This window comes from Klebsiella sp. MPUS7, assembly GCF_009905335.1.
Lineage (GTDB): Bacteria > Pseudomonadota > Gammaproteobacteria > Enterobacterales > Enterobacteriaceae > Klebsiella > Klebsiella grimontii.
Genome location: NZ_CP047604.1, coordinates 887646 through 902724, shown reverse-complemented (window position 1 = coordinate 902724; position 15079 = coordinate 887646). Strand labels below are relative to the sequence as shown.

The following is a 15079-nucleotide window of genomic DNA, read 5'->3' as shown; positions in this document are numbered from 1 at the left end:
TCGTTTCCCTTATTTGACGGTAACTTTCACTGCGACATCTGCGCCATAATCATTAATGTTGTTAACGGTCAGGATCTCGCCTTTGCTCACTGCGGAAGAGAGGGCGATGGTCTGGCTGGACTGTGGGGCAAACATGACCGTTTTGCTGTTGAGCGCTTTGCCGCCGTTACGGGAGATACGGCTTACGGTGATATAAAAGGGCGTCGGGTTACTGACGGACAGGCTGCTGCCGTTAGCGGAGAGCGCTAATTTCTCTGCCGCGGCGTCGCGATTGCCTAATCCGCTGGGACGATAGATAAACTTAAAGCGCGAACGAATCGCCAGCTGCAGAATATTTTGCCCTTCGTTTTTCTGGCTGGCCTCAACCGGCGGTATTTCCAGAAGGTTCAGCCACCACAGCGTCTCTTTATCTTTCGCGAGACCCGCGCTGCTGCCGAGTTTAATACGCAGAGTCTGACCGCTTTTCGCATCTACGCGGGAAATAGGCGGCGTGATAATAAATGGCGTGGTAATGGTATCCGGCGTCGCGTCGGCATTACCGTTGTCCAGCCAGGCTTGCGCCAGCGCAGGACGGTCGGCGGTGTTAGAGAGCTGCACCGTTATTTCTTTTTCATTTCCTGGATAAATAAAGCGGGTGCCGTTGACAATAATATTATTGGCGTGGGCCGCAAAACTAAAAATGAAACAGAAAAAAAGGGCAATACGCTTCATGCTGACCTCAGAATAAAAAAATAAGCGGCAGCAGTGGCCGCTTTATTATTGTTGTATACCCTGAATAATTTGAATGACGGGTATAAACCGCCCCGGCGCGAGGCGGCTTTATCTCTCAGTCGATATTACTGGTAGGTAATTTCGTAAGTCGCATAGCTGTTAACCACACCGGTGGTAACAGTCGTCGGGGTGCTGGTCGCGTAGCCGACGTAGTAAGTGAAGCGCGCGCCATCCTGAACGGCAGATGCGTCGCCGACCGCTTTAGGCTGAGTGCTGTCGCCCGGGATGATTTTTTTGGTCAGCGCGGTCGCGTTGTCGGTAGACAGAACCAGCTGGATATTCTTCGCGCCAGCGGCTTCAGTGTTAGCCAGGTAGCCCTGCTGTTTAGCGGTTGCGCCAGCCAGCAGGTTACCGCCGGTCCAGTTCACGCCCAGTTTGCTCACATCATCCTGTTTAGTACCATCAGCAGCCTGGCAGTCAGAAACATCGATGGTGAAAGATTTCGGTTTCAGATAGGTATCCGCCGCGGCGGCTTTAACTTCAGTTAAAGTAACCGGAGACAGGTATACGTTCGCATCGCTGCCCTGGCCGTTTACGGAAACAGTACAAGATACGTCGGTAACTTTACCGAAGAAATTAACCTGACCGCCGCCTACATTGGTATCAGCAGCATTTGCAGCCATACCAAAAAACGCAGTCGCCATTGCAGCAGAGAGAAGAACCTTTTTCATTGCCATTTCCTTGTCAGAGTGAATTAAGTATCAATGAGCAAACAGTTAATTCGCACAAAAGTCAGAAGCGATTTGCGATGCTCACTTGTGCAACTGTTAATAGAAACTTCGACTGACCGGAAGCCGCAATATTTAAGGCGTCAGGAACGAATTCAATGAAAGAATTCGTCGAGGCTGTCGGCGTCAAAGAATGCTATTTTTCGCTGACAAATATACATATGTTCACGAGCTGTTAATCAATGTAACAGATAGCTCACAACTATTAATTGCGGGGGATTGATAGCAAGAAACAAAGGCATTGTTATTTACATTGAACGGGGAAAGGCGATATGGAATTAACAAAACAGCAACCTATCTTGCCATAAAAGGCTATTTCTCCCCATAGAGAACACGCTTAATTAATCATCCGCGACGATCTTTCCGTCAGTTGAAAATGCAGATGCAACGCGCGCCACCCTGCCGGCGTAATCGTCACTTCGCGAAATCCCGCGGTGGTGGTAAACCAGCCTTTCTGCAGACCGTGCTGCAGCAGCGCCGCCCCAGCCGCCCCGCCAAGGTGAAAGCGGCGTTCGCTCCAGTCCAGACAGCCGCAGCACGCTTTACGCCGCGAGGTGCGCTTCACCGTCACCCCCAGGCGGGCAAAATGCGTTTCTCCGGCGGGCGTCAGGGCCGTACCGTCAGGCGCTATCCACGCTTCGCGCAGCATAAAATCATATAGCGATACCGCCACTTCTCCGGCCAGATGATCGTAACAGGTGCGCGCAACGCGCAAATTCACCGGCGTGCTGGTTGAGAGCGTCACCGCGCGCTTGCCGGCCATGGTCATCATATTCTCCAGCAAACCGGCGACGTCGCTACCGGCCAGACGGTAGTAGCGATGGCGGCCCTGGGCCAGGCAAATCAATAAATCGCTGTTGACCAGGCGGCTAAGATGCGCGCTGGCGGTCGAGGGGGAAATATCCGCCACGGCGGAAAGCTCGGTGGCCGTCCACGCCCGGCCATCCATTAAGGCGCAAAGGATCTTTAGCCGCGAGGCATCGGCCATCGCCGACGCCACTGTCGCCATCGCCTCGGCCAGCGACTCGTCGTCTTCAATCAGCTCAACAGGTTTTAACATAGCGCCTCGCTTATTTTCCCCCCGCAAACCGTAGCCATATTACAGGGGATCGGAATGGGAAGAACGGTATTCGCGCAGCATCTGAGCCACCCGAATGTGATAACAGGCGAAAATACTCTCCCGCCCCTCTTTCTGCGCAGCCTGATGGCAAAGGTTGCGTTTCCATGCCAGCACCGCGTCCTCATCCCGCCACCAGGAGAGCGACAGAATTTTCCCCGCCGTGCTCAGACTTTGAAAACGCTCAATGGCGATAAAGCCGTCAATGTTGCTCAGCAGCGGCTTCAGCTCTGCCGCCAGCGCCAGGTAACGCTCCTGGCTCGCCGGAGTGACCTCGGCTTCAAAGAGTACTGCAATCATTTCGTCGTCCTCACGCAATCAGTGTGAGAGTCACAGTAGCTTTTTACCCGAGCCCAATGCTTCGTTGACGGGCGAAATATAGCCGCCCTATTTGCTCAAAAAGCGCCCATTGCATTCACAAAAACAATGATTAATGAGCCGAAGCAGGAAAATTGCGTTTCTGGTCAGATTATTTTCCGTGACGAAAAACACGTTCATGCTAACTCATCCATTTGTTTTTATTGAAAATAAAAAACAAAAATTTAGTCACCCGTCATCGTGTTGTCATAAAAATGTGATCTTAATCGCACTTTTTGCAACGCACGTTATAGTTAGCAGCCTTATTATAAGTCCATCGAAAGCAAACACGCTTTTCACCATAAAAGTTAAAAGGATAAACACCATGAAAAACGTAAAATTACTTGCCGCTGCCGGTATGCTGTCTCTGGTCTCTTTCGCTAGCTTCGCTCAGCCTGTTAGCGTAACCGCAGACACTCTGGACAACGCCGAAGCCAAAATCGCCGCCATTGCTAAAGATCAGGGCCAGTCATACCACATTACCGAAGCGTATACCGGTAATCAGGTTCATATGACCGCCGAGCTGTCTAAATAACCGAATGGTTGCAGAGGGAGCTGCCGGACAGGTCGCCTGACGGCGGCTGGTCTGGCTCCCGCCACATAATAAGCACGCAGCAATGTCGAGCCCCTTAATGGGGCTTTTTTTGTTGCTGGCGAACAGTGAACCCACAGCCCGGGCGGCGAGTTCGCCGCCGTCCGGTAGCCCGAACAGATGCGCAGCATCGCCTGCGGGAAATTCAGCGGCTCTGCGCTTTGAACCCGGGGGCGGCGCTTGACGCGCCTTGCCCGGGCTACAGGTTCATTACCGTCTGCGATCCGGTAGCCCGGCCAGATGCGCAGCATCGCCTCCGGGAAATTCAGCGGCTCTGCGCTTTGAACCCGGGGGCGGCGCTTGACGCGCCTTGCCCGGGCTACAGGTTCATTACCGTCTGCGGTCCACTACGGCTCTCTTATTCGATAACGCACGCTGAATCGACAGCACGCTGAGCAGCACAATCACCAACCCTACCAGCGCCATTCCCTCAATTTTTTGTCCAAGGAAGATCCAGCCTAATAGCACCGCCGTCACCGGACTCAGCAGGCTCATCGCCGACACCGCCACCGGGGAAAGGCGGCCGATGCCGCGAAACCACAGGCCGTATGCCAGCATCGCCCCGGCAACGCACAGCCAGAGATAGCCCGCCGCCTGAGTCAGCGTCACATGGTGCAGCGTCGGATCGACCAAAAACGCCATCGGCGCCAGTACGATACCGCCAATCAGCAGCTGCCAGCCGGTTAGCGCGACGACCGGCAAAGCGATCGCCCAGCGGCGCGATAGCCAGGTTCCCAGCGCCATACTCATCGCCCCCAGAAATGCGGCGGTAATCCCCAGCGGTTCAAGGGTGGTTTGCGGTGACAGCAGCAGCATCGCCATCCCTGCGATCCCCATCAATGCCGAGAGCACCGCCAGCCAGGGCGATCGCTGACGATCGACGCACCAGGCCAGCAGCATCACCAGCAGCGGCTGAATGGCGCCAATCACCGCCGCCAGACCGCCCGGCAGCCGATAGGCGGCAATAAACAGCAGCGCCTGAAACGCGCCGATATTGAGGATCCCGGTGACGATCAGCTTCCACCACTCGGCGCGCAGCGGGAGACGGCGGCTCCAGATCAGCAGAGCGATCCCGGCCGGCAGAACCCGCAGCAGCGCGGCGATAAACGGCCGATCGGGCGGCAGAAACTGCGAGGTCACAATATAGGTGCTGCCCCAGATGACGGGCGCCAGCGCGGTCAGCAGTAAATCAACGATCAAATTACGTGAAACAAAGGCCATGATTTTATCTTCACATCAAGGTAAATTGTGGCCTAAGTATGTACCGACAATTATCTTGATATCAAGACAAGTGAGCATTAATGGACAAATCACCGCAGACCGACGCCGTGGATCGCATTCTTGAACAGTGGAAACGGGAGCGCCCCGATCTCGATTGCAGCCCGATGGGGCCGATCGGCCGCCTGAAACGCTGCACGATGCTGCTGGAGCCGCGCATCGAAGCGGCCTTTGTGCGCCACGATCTGGTGCGCTGGGAGTTTGATATGCTGGCGACGTTACGCCGGGCGGGCGATCCGTTCATGCTGTCGCCAACCCAGCTCTTTTCAACGTTAATGATCACCTCCGGCACCATGACCCATCGTCTGAAGGCGCTGGAAAAACGGGGCTTGATAAGCCGCCAGCCGAACCCGGAAGATGCCCGCAGTATGCTGGTGGCGCTAACGCCAGCGGGACGAGAGCTTATCGATAAGGCGGTGGAAAGCCACGTGGAGAATGAGCGGCAGCTGCTGAGCGGGCTTTCCGCAACGCAGCGCCAGCAGCTGGATGAAGCGCTGACGGTTTTTATGCGCCTGCTGGAAAAGGGTTAACCCACGCCGGCCTGGAATAAGTCGCTGACATTGTTGCCATTATTTTCCCGGAGGCGATGCTGCATCTGTCCTCCGTGTTACGCTCACCCCTTACCGAGCGGAAATGGGCGATCCTGCACAACCGTCTTCATCACCAGCGTAGAGCGCAGGTGCTGCACGCCCGGCATCGCCGAGAGCTTGTCATCATACAGTTTCTGGAACGCCGGGAGATCGCGCGTCACCACGTGCATCAGGTAGTCCGGATCGCCAAACAGGCGCTGCGCCAGCACGATCTGCGGGATCTCTTCTACCGCGTCCTCAAACGCGCTCACCGCTTTCTTATCGCCTTCTTTTAACGTCGCGAAGACAATCGCCAGGAAGTTGAAGCCCATTTTGGCCGGATCCAGATTGGCCCGGTAGCCGGTAATGACGCCTTCCTGCTCCAGCGTCCGCAGCCGTCGATGACAGGGCGAAAGGCTGAGATTCACCCGCTCGGCCAGCTCGGTTATCGACAGTCGCCCGTCGGCCTGGAGCTCAGCAAGAATTTTTCGATCGATGCTATCCATTTGGAATATTTTCCCTCAGAAGACCGCTTAAGAGCATAACATTGAAAGCTCATTGCGCAATAAACTCGATATTCTTTCCCTCAAACAACCGCCGCTTAACGAGGGAAAATGATGAGAAACTGCCGTTACCACGCAGAGGTGCGCTGACCATGGAAATGAGCTTTATCGCCAGCTTTTGGCTGGTCTCCTTTCTGCTGATCATCACGCCGGGCGCTGACTGGGCCTATACCATCAGCGCGGGAATCAACGGACGCCGCGTGATACCCGCCGTCGCGGGACTCATGTCTGGCCACCTGCTGGCCACGCTGATCGTCGTCGCCGGAATCGGCGTGTTAATCGCCGGCCACCCGCTGGCGCTGTCGACGATTACCCTGCTGGGCGCAGGCTATCTGATGTGGCTGGGGATCGCTGTTTTGCGCCATCCGCCAACGCCAGGCAGCCAGCAATACAGCGCGGATAGCTGGAATCGCTGGGCGATTAAGGGGCTATGCATTAGCGGTCTGAACCCAAAAGTCTTTCTTCTGTTTCTGGCCCTGCTGCCGGCAGTTTACCGACCCCCAGGGGAGCTGGTCTCTGGCCCAGCAGATGTCGGCGCTGGGCGGTATACATCTGGTGACCTGCACGCTGGTCTATTTACTGGTCGGCTACGGCGCCAGAGCGCTGTTGGCGACCCGGCCTCAAATCGCACGAAAGGTCAGTATGGCTTCCGGCGTGATGATGGTCGCCGTAGCCGCCCTGCTGTTCGTGGAGCAGTTGAGGTAGGGGGAAGTATAAGGCGTGAGCGGCCGGTCTGCTCTCGCCACTGCGTTATTAAAAAAACGCCCCGCTTCACGGCTATTTTTTCATCAGCCATAACCTCACTTTAAATTAGCCCACACGCGACTCCGGGATCCTTATCAGCCTCATTTTTGATTATGCGCCCTTCCGATATAATCCTCTTAGCAGCAGCTAAGGTTTATCTCACTTTAAATAAAATAACTCTTACCATCCGCCAGAATTCTTGTGCTTCCTGTTTCCCCTATTCATAAGAAGGTTTTTGCAGTATGGTTAACAATATTAGAAGTTATATACTGCTGTATACCCACTTAAGGAGAAAACAATGAGCAGGATATGGGCCCTATCCCAAAGAGTAACGCCAAACAAAAATATAAATATAAAAACTGCCTATCCAAAAGAAGTCACATCGCTTAAATATTGCCCGCAGCAGCAATAAATAATGCACATGCAGACGAGCTTAATCATTACCTGATAACGGCCAAAAAATGCGTTAGCCGACTGCATAATAAAGGGAACTCAATGAAAAGCAATGCTATTTTAAAAAAAAGGAACTTCCTGACTCACAACGAAATTGAGTCATTACTCAAAGCGGCCAACAGTGGCGCACATGCCACGCGTAATTATTGTTTGACATTATTGTGTTTTATTCACGGATTACGCGCCAGTGAAATATGCCGCCTGCAAATTTCCGATATCGACCTCAGTTCTAAATGCATCTATATTCACCGCCTCAAAAATGGATTTTCGACAACGCATCCTTTGTTGAATAAAGAAATCCGTGCATTAAAAAACTGGCTACAGGTCCGCGCCGCATACCCGCAATCCGACAGTGAATGGCTATTTCTTTCGCGAAAAGGTAATCCTCTGTCTCGCCAGCAGTTTTATCAGATTATTTCCGCATCTGGCGATAATGCCGGGCTATCGCTCGAAATTCACCCGCATATGCTCCGCCATTCATGTGGCTTCGCCCTGGCCAATATGGGCATTGATACTCGTCTTATCCAGGACTACCTGGGTCACCGCAACATCCGCCATACCGTATGGTATACCGCCAGCAACGCTGGCCGTTTCTATGGTATCTGGGACGAAAGCAGAGACAGACAGCGGAGCCCTGTTCTGCCGTAGCACTCGATGCCAAGGATGGCGTCAAAATAACCAACTGGCAGCGGCAAACATTAAAAAGATAACCATACGCTGTTTATGATTATTGTTCCGGCAAGTTCACAGTTCAGTGATGATTTATCTTATTAACACCCCACGCATAACCCTGGATATAAATGCATCAACACTCATCCGTTTAAAATACTCGCAACCATATTTTTTCCTTTCATTTTTATACACCTGAAAGAGAACCACGACGCCGATGTTGTGGCTATCAATAAAATCTATAAGAATAAGATTTACTATCTGACAATATTCTGCGCCGCAGCCGCTATATAATGTCATTATTCAACTATGATAATCCCCTTCATATAATACGTGATTAACCTTACGGATTATTTGTGAGCGCCCCCAGCGGTCAGCTGGGTCGTGTTAATTTTCAAGATCATATCAGGAGTTATTTATTGTGAACCGACGTCGTTTTCTTACCGGTAAAGAAGTACAGGCGATGATGCAGGCAGCCCGTCATGGGCCAACGGGAGAGAGGGATTACTGTCTTATCCTGCTCGCTTTTCGTCATGGTATGCGGATTAGTGAATTACTCGATCTGCACTATCGCGACCTCGATCTGGTCGAAGGCCGCATCAATATTCGACGGCTGAAGAATGGATTCTCCACCGTACATCCCCTGATGATCGATGAATGTGACGCCATCAGGTGCTGGAGCCAGTTACGCGCCGCCTGGAAAGGCGCGCAAAAAACCGATGCGCTGTTTATATCGCGACGCGGTACCCCGCTTTCCCGTCAGCAAGCCTACCGAATTATCCGAACCGCCGGCATAGACGCAGGGACGGCAACGCATACTCACCCGCATATGCTGCGCCATGCCTGCGGTTACGAGCTGGCGGAGAGAGGAGCGGATACCCGCCTTATCCAGGACTACCTCGGCCATCGAAACATTCGCCATACCGTACGCTATACGGCCAGCAACGCCGCGCGATTTGCCGGACTCTGGGAACGCCATAACCTGATGGAGTTGAATTTACAAAATCAGAAAGTTGAAAATAAGAAATTGATAAATAAGGGAAAATAACTTACCGAACAGGTCAATTGGGGCCAAACTGTGTGCATCATAAAAATATTCAGTAACCTTTTGCAACCACCGAATGTATCAAATAGAGCATGAAAATCAATATCACATTGATTAATAATGACTTTTTATTTTAATTCTTTTTCAGAATCTCTCTTCTCTTCGCTGGCCATCCTTTCTGACGATGCGTTGCCGATAGCCATCCATGGCTCGTTTATGCCTTATTATTTCAACTTATTATATCGATAAAATTTAAAAAATAAGCTTAAAACTCTAAATAAGTAACCTCAATATCAAAATTTAAGTCAAATTCACCAATGAGTCAAAATGGCCCCAAATGTCTCATTGTTTGGGTGAAAAACATGCAGAACCGCAGCCGAAAACTTCGGCTGATACATGAAATTCCTGGAGGTCATGATGACGGCCAGATCGGTTCGTAATCCCGATATTGTACAAAGGAAAACAACATGAAGATCAAAACACTGGCAATCGTTGTTCTGTCAGCCCTGTCTCTGAGCTCCGCGGCGGCGCTGGCCGACACCACGGTTAATGGCGGCACGGTGCATTTTAAAGGGGAAGTCGTCAACGCAGCCTGCGCCATTGACGCGGGTTCAATCGATCAGACCGTTCCAATGGGCCAGGTTCGTTCGGCAAAACTCGCTACTCCAGGCAGCACCAGTACGGCTGTCGGTTTCAATATTCAGCTGAACGATTGTGATACCACCGTGGCCACCAAGGCCGCCGTCGCTTTCACCGGTACCGCAATTGACAGCACCAACACCACCGTACTGGCGCTGCAAAGCTCCGCGGCAGGCAGCGCGAATAACGTCGGCGTGCAGATTTTGGACCGTACCGGTACGCCGCTGGTGCTGGATGGCGCGACCTTCAGCGCAGCTTCCACCCTGAACGATGGCACCAACGTCATCCCGTTCCAGGCGCGCTACTATGCGACCGCTGCAGCCACTGCCGGTACCGCTAACGCTGACGCGACCTTCAAAGTGCAATACCAGTAATTCATTCATCAGGCAGGGAAGCATATCGGGCCAGGAAGGCCCGTTATCCATAACGGAACTCGGGTGATAACGATGCAAAGGATGAAGTCAGGTCTGTTGATATTTTTGCTCCCATCGCTGGCGCTGGCCGGTAATCAATGGAACGTCACGCTGCCCGGCGGAAATATGCGCTTTCAGGGCATCATCATTGCCGAGTCCTGCCGCGTTGAAGCTGGCGACCAGCAGATGACGGTCAATATGGGACAGATCGGCAGTAATCGGCTTCATTCAGCCGGGGAAGATACGAATCCGGTTCCCTTCGATATCCACCTGCAGGAGTGCAGCACCGCAGTCAGCGAGCGCGTTGGCGTGGCGTTTCACGGCATCGCCGATGGTAAAAACCCGGACGTGCTCTCGGTCGGTGAAGGACCAGGAATCGCAACCGGCGTGGGCGTTGCTCTGTTTGATAAAGATGACCATCTGATCCCACTAAATAGCCCTCCCGCCGCGTGGACAAAATTGTATACCGGGCCAACCACGCTGCACTTCGTGGCGAAATACCGGGCAACAGGGCATCAGGTCACCGGAGGCGCAGCCAACGCTCAGGCCTGGTTCTCCCTGACCTACCAGTAATGAATCAGCAGACGAACCGAAAACAGGAAAAGACGGTGACGATAAAAGGGGTAAACGTGAGAACAACACGGGCGATAACGCGCGGTTTACTGGCGGGGGCGCTGATGATAGCCACCATGGGATTTACCGCTCGCGCCGAGGCTGGCGTGGCGCTGGGGGCGACCCGCGTCATCTATCCTGCCGGACAAAAGCAGGTTCAGCTGGCGGTCACCAACAACGACGGAAAGAGCACTTATTTAATCCAGTCATGGGTGGAGAATGCCGACGGCGCGAAGGATGGCCGCTTTGTCATCACCCCGCCGCTGTTCGCCATGCAGGGGAAAAAAGAGAACACCCTGCGCATCATTGATGCCACCAACAACCAGCTGCCGCAGGATCGGGAAACGCTGTTCTGGATGAACGTCAAGGCGATCCCGTCGATGGACAAATCAAAGCTCAGCGACAACACCCTACAGCTGGCGATCATCAGCCGCATCAAGCTCTATTACCGCCCGGCAAAGCTGGCGCTGCCGCCGGATCAGGCTGCGGAAAAGCTGAGGTTTCGCCGCGGCGCAGGCACGCTTACGCTGATCAATCCCACCCCCTACTACCTGACGGTCACCGAACTCAACGCCGGTACCCGAGTGCTGGAAAATGCGCTGGTTCCGCCGATGGGTGAAGCCAGCGTTAAATTGCCCGCCGATGCCGGTCGCGAAATTACATACCGGACGATTAACGACTACGGCGCGCTGACCCCGCGGATACAGGGCGCCACGCAATAACTGACGGGAGGCCACGTCCTCCCGGAAATAAAAATAAGAACTGACAGCCGGGCGACTTTGGACCGGAGGGACTATGTCACATCTGAAATATGGACTCGACGACCTGGACTCCGAGCGTAAAAGCAGCCACGGGCCGGGGAATACGCGCGCTTTCGCTCAAATCACGCTGGCTCTGTTACTTGCCGCACCGATCTTTTCTGTGCAGGCGGAGCTCTATTTTAATCCGCGTTTTTTAGCGGATGACCCTGCCGCCGTGGCGGATTTATCAGGATTCGCCAGCGGCCAGGAGGTCCCTCCGGGAACCTATCGCGTCGATATTTACCTCAATGACGGGTTTATGACCACCCGCGATGTCACTTTTAATAGCGGAGAAAACGATCGCTCGCTGGTCCCCTGCCTGACGCGCGGACAGCTGGCCAGCATGGGCGTCAACACGTTATCCATTGAAGGGATCGGCGCTCTGGCATCCGATGCCTGCGTACCGTTAACCAAAACCATCAAGGACGCCACTACCCGCTTCGATGTCGGCTTGCAGCGGCTGTATCTGACCGTACCCCAGGCGTTTATGGGCAACCGCGCCCGCGGCTATATTCCGCCCGAGCTCTGGGACCACGGGATTAACGCCGGCCTGCTGAACTACAACTTCACCGGCAACAACGTGCACAACGACGTTGGCGGCAGCAGCAATTACGCGTACCTGAACCTGCAGAGCGGGCTGAACCTTGGCGCCTGGCGCCTGCGCGACAACACCACCTGGAGCTACAGCAGCGGCGGCAGCTCGTCGACCAGTGAAAACAAGTGGCAGCACATCAATACCTGGCTTGAACGTGATATTACGCTGCTGCGCTCGCGCCTGACCCTCGGCGACAGCTACACCAACGGCGACGTCTTCGACGGCATCAACTTCCGCGGCGCGCAGCTTGCCTCCGACGACAATATGCTGCCGGACAGCCAGAAGGGGTTTGCCCCGGTGATCCACGGCATTGCCCGCGGCACCGCTCAGGTATCGGTGAAGCAGAACGGCTATGAGATTTACCAGAGCACGGTGCCGCCCGGCCCGTTCACCATCAACGATCTCTACTCCGCCGGCAATGGCGGCGATCTGCAGGTGACCATCAAAGAGGCCGACGGCAGCAGCCAGGTCTTCACCGTCCCTTACTCGTCCGTTCCGGTGCTCCAGCGCGAGGGCCATACCCGGTATGCCGTTACCGCCGGGGAGTACCGCAGCGGTAACGATCGGCAGGACAAACCAAAGTTCTTCCAAAGCACCGTAATGCGTGGTCTCCCGGGGGGCTGGACGCTGTACGGCGGCACCCAGCTGGCAGACCGCTACCGCGCCTTTAACCTCGGCGTCGGCAAAAATCTGGGCCAATTGGGGGCGCTGTCGCTGGATATCACCCAGGCCAACGCCACCCTGCCCGATGACAGCGAGCGTCAGGGGCAGTCGGTACGTTTCCTCTATAACAAGTCGCTGACGGATACCGGCACCAATATTCAACTGGTGGGCTACCGCTACTCGACGCGCGGCTATTTCAGCTTCGCCGACACCACCTACAGCCGGATGAGCGGCTACAACGTCGAGACCCAGGACGGTGTGATGCAGATGAAGCCGAAGTTCACCGATTACTACAACCTCGCGTACAACAAGCGCGGCAAAGTACAGCTCAGCGTTACCCAGCAGTTGGGGCGTACCGCCACGCTTTACCTGAGCGGCAGCCACCAGACCTACTGGGGAACCAACAGCGCCGACCAGCAGCTCCAGGCCGGGCTTAACGCCGCCGTCGACGATATCAACTGGACCCTGAGCTACAGCCTGACCAAAAACGCCTGGCAGCAGGGTCGTGACCAGATGCTGGCGCTCAACATCAGTATCCCGTTCAGCCACTGGATGCGCTCCGACAGCACCTCCGCCTGGAGAAACGGAAACGCCAGCTACAGCATGTCCAACGATCTGAACGGCAGGACCACCAGCCTGGCGGGGCTGTACGGCACGCTGCTGGAGGACAACAACCTGAGCTACAGCGTACAGACCGGCTACGCCGGCGGCGGCGATGGCAACAGCGGCGGCACCGGATACGCGGCGCTGAATTACCGCGGCGGCTACGGTAACGCCAACGTCGGCTACAGCCGCAGCGACGGTATCAAACAGCTCTACTACGGCCTGAGCGGCGGCGTGCTGGCCCACGCTGATGGCATCACCCTGAGCCAGCCGATGAACGACACGGTGGTGCTGATCAAAGCCCCCGGAGCGGATGGCGTGAAGGTAGAAAACCAGACCGGGGTACGGACCGACTGGCGCGGCTACGCCGTTCTGCCCTACGCCACCGAATACCGGGAAAACCGGGTGGCGCTGAACACCAATACGCTGGCCAACAACGTCGACCTTGATGATGCGGTGGTCAGTATTGTGCCCACCCACGGGGCGATTGCGCGCGCTGAATTTAAGGCCAGCGTCGGCATGAAACTGCTGATGACGCTGACCCACAACGGTAAACCGGTTCCTTTTGGCGCCATAGCCGCCGCTGTCGATAGCCAGAATAGCAGCATCGTCGCCGATAACGGTCAGGTCTATCTGAGCGGAATGCCGATGGCGGGCAAGGTGCGCGCGAAGTGGGGAGACGGGCCCGATGCCAGCTGTGAAGCCGACTACCGTCTGCCGCCGGAAAGCCAGAACCAGGCGTTAAGCCAGCTGTCGGCAGCGTGCCGCTAAGGAAACCATGATGATGAGAAAAAACCTGTATCTGCTGGGCGCCATACTCTCTCTGGTCTCCTTCAGCACTCCTGCCGCCGATAGCACCATCACGATTAGCGGATATGTCAGGGATAACACCTGCGCCGTCGCAGGTGAGTCAAAAGATTTTACCGTCGATCTGATGAATAACGCCGCCAAACAGTTTAATGCCGTCGGCACGACCACGCCGCTGGTGCCGTTTCGCATCGTGCTGTCGCCCTGCGGCGGCTCCGTCACCGCGGTTAAAGTCGGCTTTACCGGCATAGCGGATAGCGACAACACCAGCCTGCTTAAGCTGGACAGCGGCGTATCGGCAGCGTCCGGCATCGGCGTGCAGATCCTTAACGGCAGCCGGGCCCCCCTGCTGCTCAACGCCCCCTCGTCAAACATCGCGTGGACCACGCTGAAACCCGGGCAGACCAACACCCTGAACTTTTACGCCCGGCTGATGGCCGCGCGCGTCCCGATTACGGCAGGACACGTTAATGCCACCGCAACCTTCACGCTTGAATTTCAGTAACCGGAGGCTGAAATGAAATGGACTCATGCACCCTGGCTGCTGGCGGTAATCATGACTTTCGCCAGCGCCCCCCAAGCCGCCGATGTGACCATTACCGTTAACGGCAAAGTGGTGGCCAAACCCTGCACCATCGCCACCCCGAAGGCCACCGTCGACCTCGGTGATTTATACACCTTTAATATGCTTTCACCCGGCTCGGCATCAGGCTGGCATGACGTCACCCTCGATCTCAGCAACTGTCCGGTCGGCACCTCGCGGGTCACCGCCACCTTCAGCGGAACGGCGGACAGCACGGGCTACTACAAAAATCAGGGAACGGCGGGCAACCTCCAGCTGGAGTTGCAGGACACCAGCGGAGCCCGGTTTAACAACGGCACAAGCAAAACGGTGGCCGTCAACGATGCCACGCAATCCACCCGCTTTCCATTGCGCGTCAGGGCGCTGACGGTTAACGGCGGGCCAACGCAAGGAACAATCCAGGCGGTGATTAACGTCACCTACACCTGGCTATAAGGCAGGAGAACGTTATGAATCAGCGGATTACCGCCCCCCTTAG

16 protein-coding genes and 1 pseudogene are annotated in these 15079 nt (G+C 55.1%); 11 read left to right on the top strand and 6 right to left on the bottom strand.

Going from position 1 to position 15079, the window contains the following annotated elements; all coding sequences use genetic code 11:
• Positions 1-9 precede the first annotated feature (9 nt).
• The 4 genes from GUC22_RS04350 to GUC22_RS04335 all read right to left on the bottom strand — a co-directional run bounded on the left by GUC22_RS04350 (position 10) and on the right by GUC22_RS04335 (position 2916).
• A complete protein-coding gene (locus GUC22_RS04350; RefSeq protein ID WP_004135011.1) occupies positions 10-711 on the bottom strand; it encodes a molecular chaperone in 702 nt (233 codons plus the stop codon).
• A 125-nt stretch (positions 712-836) separates the two neighbouring features.
• Positions 837-1442, bottom strand: a complete 606-nt coding sequence (mrkA, locus tag GUC22_RS04345; RefSeq protein WP_004124717.1) for a type 3 fimbria major subunit MrkA — start codon at positions 1440-1442, stop codon at positions 837-839.
• 394 nt (positions 1443-1836) lie between these two features.
• The gene (locus GUC22_RS04340; protein WP_160183354.1) at positions 1837-2559 is read right to left on the bottom strand and encodes an ArsR/SmtB family transcription factor; all 723 of its coding nucleotides are present in this window, start codon (positions 2557-2559) and stop codon (positions 1837-1839) included.
• 39 nt (positions 2560-2598) lie between these two features.
• Complete coding sequence (locus GUC22_RS04335; protein ID WP_024358573.1) at positions 2599-2916, bottom strand: antibiotic biosynthesis monooxygenase family protein; 318 nt, start codon at positions 2914-2916, stop codon at positions 2599-2601.
• Positions 2917-3298: 382 nt separating this feature from the next.
• On the opposite strand from GUC22_RS04335, the gene GUC22_RS04330 reads away from it, so the two are divergent.
• Entirely contained in the window at positions 3299-3508 is a 210-nt protein-coding gene (locus tag GUC22_RS04330; RefSeq protein WP_014226701.1) for a YdgH/BhsA/McbA-like domain containing protein, read from the top strand.
• A gap of 387 nt (positions 3509-3895) precedes the next feature.
• On the opposite strand, the gene GUC22_RS04325 is transcribed toward GUC22_RS04330, so the two are convergent.
• Positions 3896-4786, bottom strand: coding sequence for an EamA family transporter (locus GUC22_RS04325; RefSeq protein ID WP_160183353.1), 891 nt, complete (start codon positions 4784-4786; stop codon positions 3896-3898).
• 80 nt (positions 4787-4866) lie between these two features.
• Between GUC22_RS04325 and GUC22_RS04320 the strand changes: the two genes are divergently transcribed.
• Complete coding sequence (locus GUC22_RS04320) at positions 4867-5373, top strand: MarR family winged helix-turn-helix transcriptional regulator (RefSeq protein ID WP_024358574.1); 507 nt, start codon at positions 4867-4869, stop codon at positions 5371-5373.
• Positions 5374-5456: 83 nt separating this feature from the next.
• Here the strand turns inward: GUC22_RS04320 and GUC22_RS04315 are convergent, their stop codons facing one another.
• On the bottom strand, positions 5457-5918 hold the full coding sequence (locus GUC22_RS04315; protein WP_004134548.1) for an Lrp/AsnC family transcriptional regulator: 462 nt from the start codon (positions 5916-5918) through the stop codon (positions 5457-5459).
• Positions 5919-6067: 149 nt separating this feature from the next.
• Here GUC22_RS04315 and GUC22_RS04310 point away from each other — a divergent pair.
• From GUC22_RS04310 to GUC22_RS04270, 9 genes and pseudogenes are all read left to right on the top strand, one after another.
• Positions 6068-6680, top strand: a pseudogene (locus GUC22_RS04310) (LysE family translocator).
• A 534-nt stretch (positions 6681-7214) separates the two neighbouring features.
• Positions 7215-7820, top strand: coding sequence for a tyrosine-type DNA invertase (locus tag GUC22_RS04305; protein ID WP_004134544.1), 606 nt, complete (start codon positions 7215-7217; stop codon positions 7818-7820).
• Positions 7821-8262: 442 nt separating this feature from the next.
• Complete coding sequence (locus GUC22_RS04300; protein WP_154952596.1) at positions 8263-8889, top strand: tyrosine-type DNA invertase; 627 nt, start codon at positions 8263-8265, stop codon at positions 8887-8889.
• A gap of 464 nt (positions 8890-9353) precedes the next feature.
• A complete protein-coding gene (fimA, locus tag GUC22_RS04295; protein ID WP_049131372.1) occupies positions 9354-9899 on the top strand; it encodes a type 1 fimbrial major subunit FimA in 546 nt (181 codons plus the stop codon).
• A 72-nt stretch (positions 9900-9971) separates the two neighbouring features.
• A complete protein-coding gene (locus GUC22_RS04290; protein ID WP_141528281.1) occupies positions 9972-10511 on the top strand; it encodes a fimbrial protein in 540 nt (179 codons plus the stop codon).
• A gap of 35 nt (positions 10512-10546) precedes the next feature.
• Entirely contained in the window at positions 10547-11272 is a 726-nt protein-coding gene (locus GUC22_RS04285) for a fimbria/pilus periplasmic chaperone (RefSeq protein ID WP_049087098.1), read from the top strand.
• 73 nt (positions 11273-11345) lie between these two features.
• Positions 11346-13982 (top strand): fimbrial biogenesis usher protein, encoded by a 2637-nt coding sequence (locus GUC22_RS04280; RefSeq protein WP_154060586.1) that lies wholly within the window; start codon positions 11346-11348, stop codon positions 13980-13982.
• Between the two features lie 10 nt (positions 13983-13992).
• Complete coding sequence (locus GUC22_RS04275) at positions 13993-14523, top strand: fimbrial protein (RefSeq protein ID WP_004134532.1); 531 nt, start codon at positions 13993-13995, stop codon at positions 14521-14523.
• Positions 14524-14535: 12 nt separating this feature from the next.
• Positions 14536-15036, top strand: a complete 501-nt coding sequence (locus GUC22_RS04270; RefSeq protein ID WP_049131318.1) for a fimbrial protein — start codon at positions 14536-14538, stop codon at positions 15034-15036.
• Positions 15037-15079: the final 43 nt, after the last annotated feature.

What these genes read in the sequence shown, in the direction of transcription:
- GUC22_RS04350 (WP_004135011.1), bottom strand. Translation starts at nt 711, where the DNA reads ATGAAGCGTATTGCCCTTTTTTTCTGTTTCATTTTTAGTTTTGCGGCC.
- mrkA (WP_004124717.1), bottom strand. Translation starts at nt 1,442, where the DNA reads ATGAAAAAGGTTCTTCTCTCTGCTGCAATGGCGACTGCGTTTTTTGGT.
- GUC22_RS04340 (WP_160183354.1), bottom strand. Translation starts at nt 2,559, where the DNA reads ATGTTAAAACCTGTTGAGCTGATTGAAGACGACGAGTCGCTGGCCGAG.
- GUC22_RS04335 (WP_024358573.1), bottom strand. Translation starts at nt 2,916, where the DNA reads ATGATTGCAGTACTCTTTGAAGCCGAGGTCACTCCGGCGAGCCAGGAG.
- GUC22_RS04330 (WP_014226701.1), top strand. Translation starts at nt 3,299, where the DNA reads ATGAAAAACGTAAAATTACTTGCCGCTGCCGGTATGCTGTCTCTGGTC.
- GUC22_RS04325 (WP_160183353.1), bottom strand. Translation starts at nt 4,786, where the DNA reads ATGGCCTTTGTTTCACGTAATTTGATCGTTGATTTACTGCTGACCGCG.
- GUC22_RS04320 (WP_024358574.1), top strand. Translation starts at nt 4,867, where the DNA reads ATGGACAAATCACCGCAGACCGACGCCGTGGATCGCATTCTTGAACAG.
- GUC22_RS04315 (WP_004134548.1), bottom strand. Translation starts at nt 5,918, where the DNA reads ATGGATAGCATCGATCGAAAAATTCTTGCTGAGCTCCAGGCCGACGGG.
- GUC22_RS04305 (WP_004134544.1), top strand. Translation starts at nt 7,215, where the DNA reads ATGAAAAGCAATGCTATTTTAAAAAAAAGGAACTTCCTGACTCACAAC.
- fimA (WP_049131372.1), top strand. Translation starts at nt 9,354, where the DNA reads ATGAAGATCAAAACACTGGCAATCGTTGTTCTGTCAGCCCTGTCTCTG.
- GUC22_RS04290 (WP_141528281.1), top strand. Translation starts at nt 9,972, where the DNA reads ATGCAAAGGATGAAGTCAGGTCTGTTGATATTTTTGCTCCCATCGCTG.
- GUC22_RS04280 (WP_154060586.1), top strand. Translation starts at nt 11,346, where the DNA reads ATGTCACATCTGAAATATGGACTCGACGACCTGGACTCCGAGCGTAAA.
- GUC22_RS04275 (WP_004134532.1), top strand. Translation starts at nt 13,993, where the DNA reads ATGATGAGAAAAAACCTGTATCTGCTGGGCGCCATACTCTCTCTGGTC.
- GUC22_RS04270 (WP_049131318.1), top strand. Translation starts at nt 14,536, where the DNA reads ATGAAATGGACTCATGCACCCTGGCTGCTGGCGGTAATCATGACTTTC.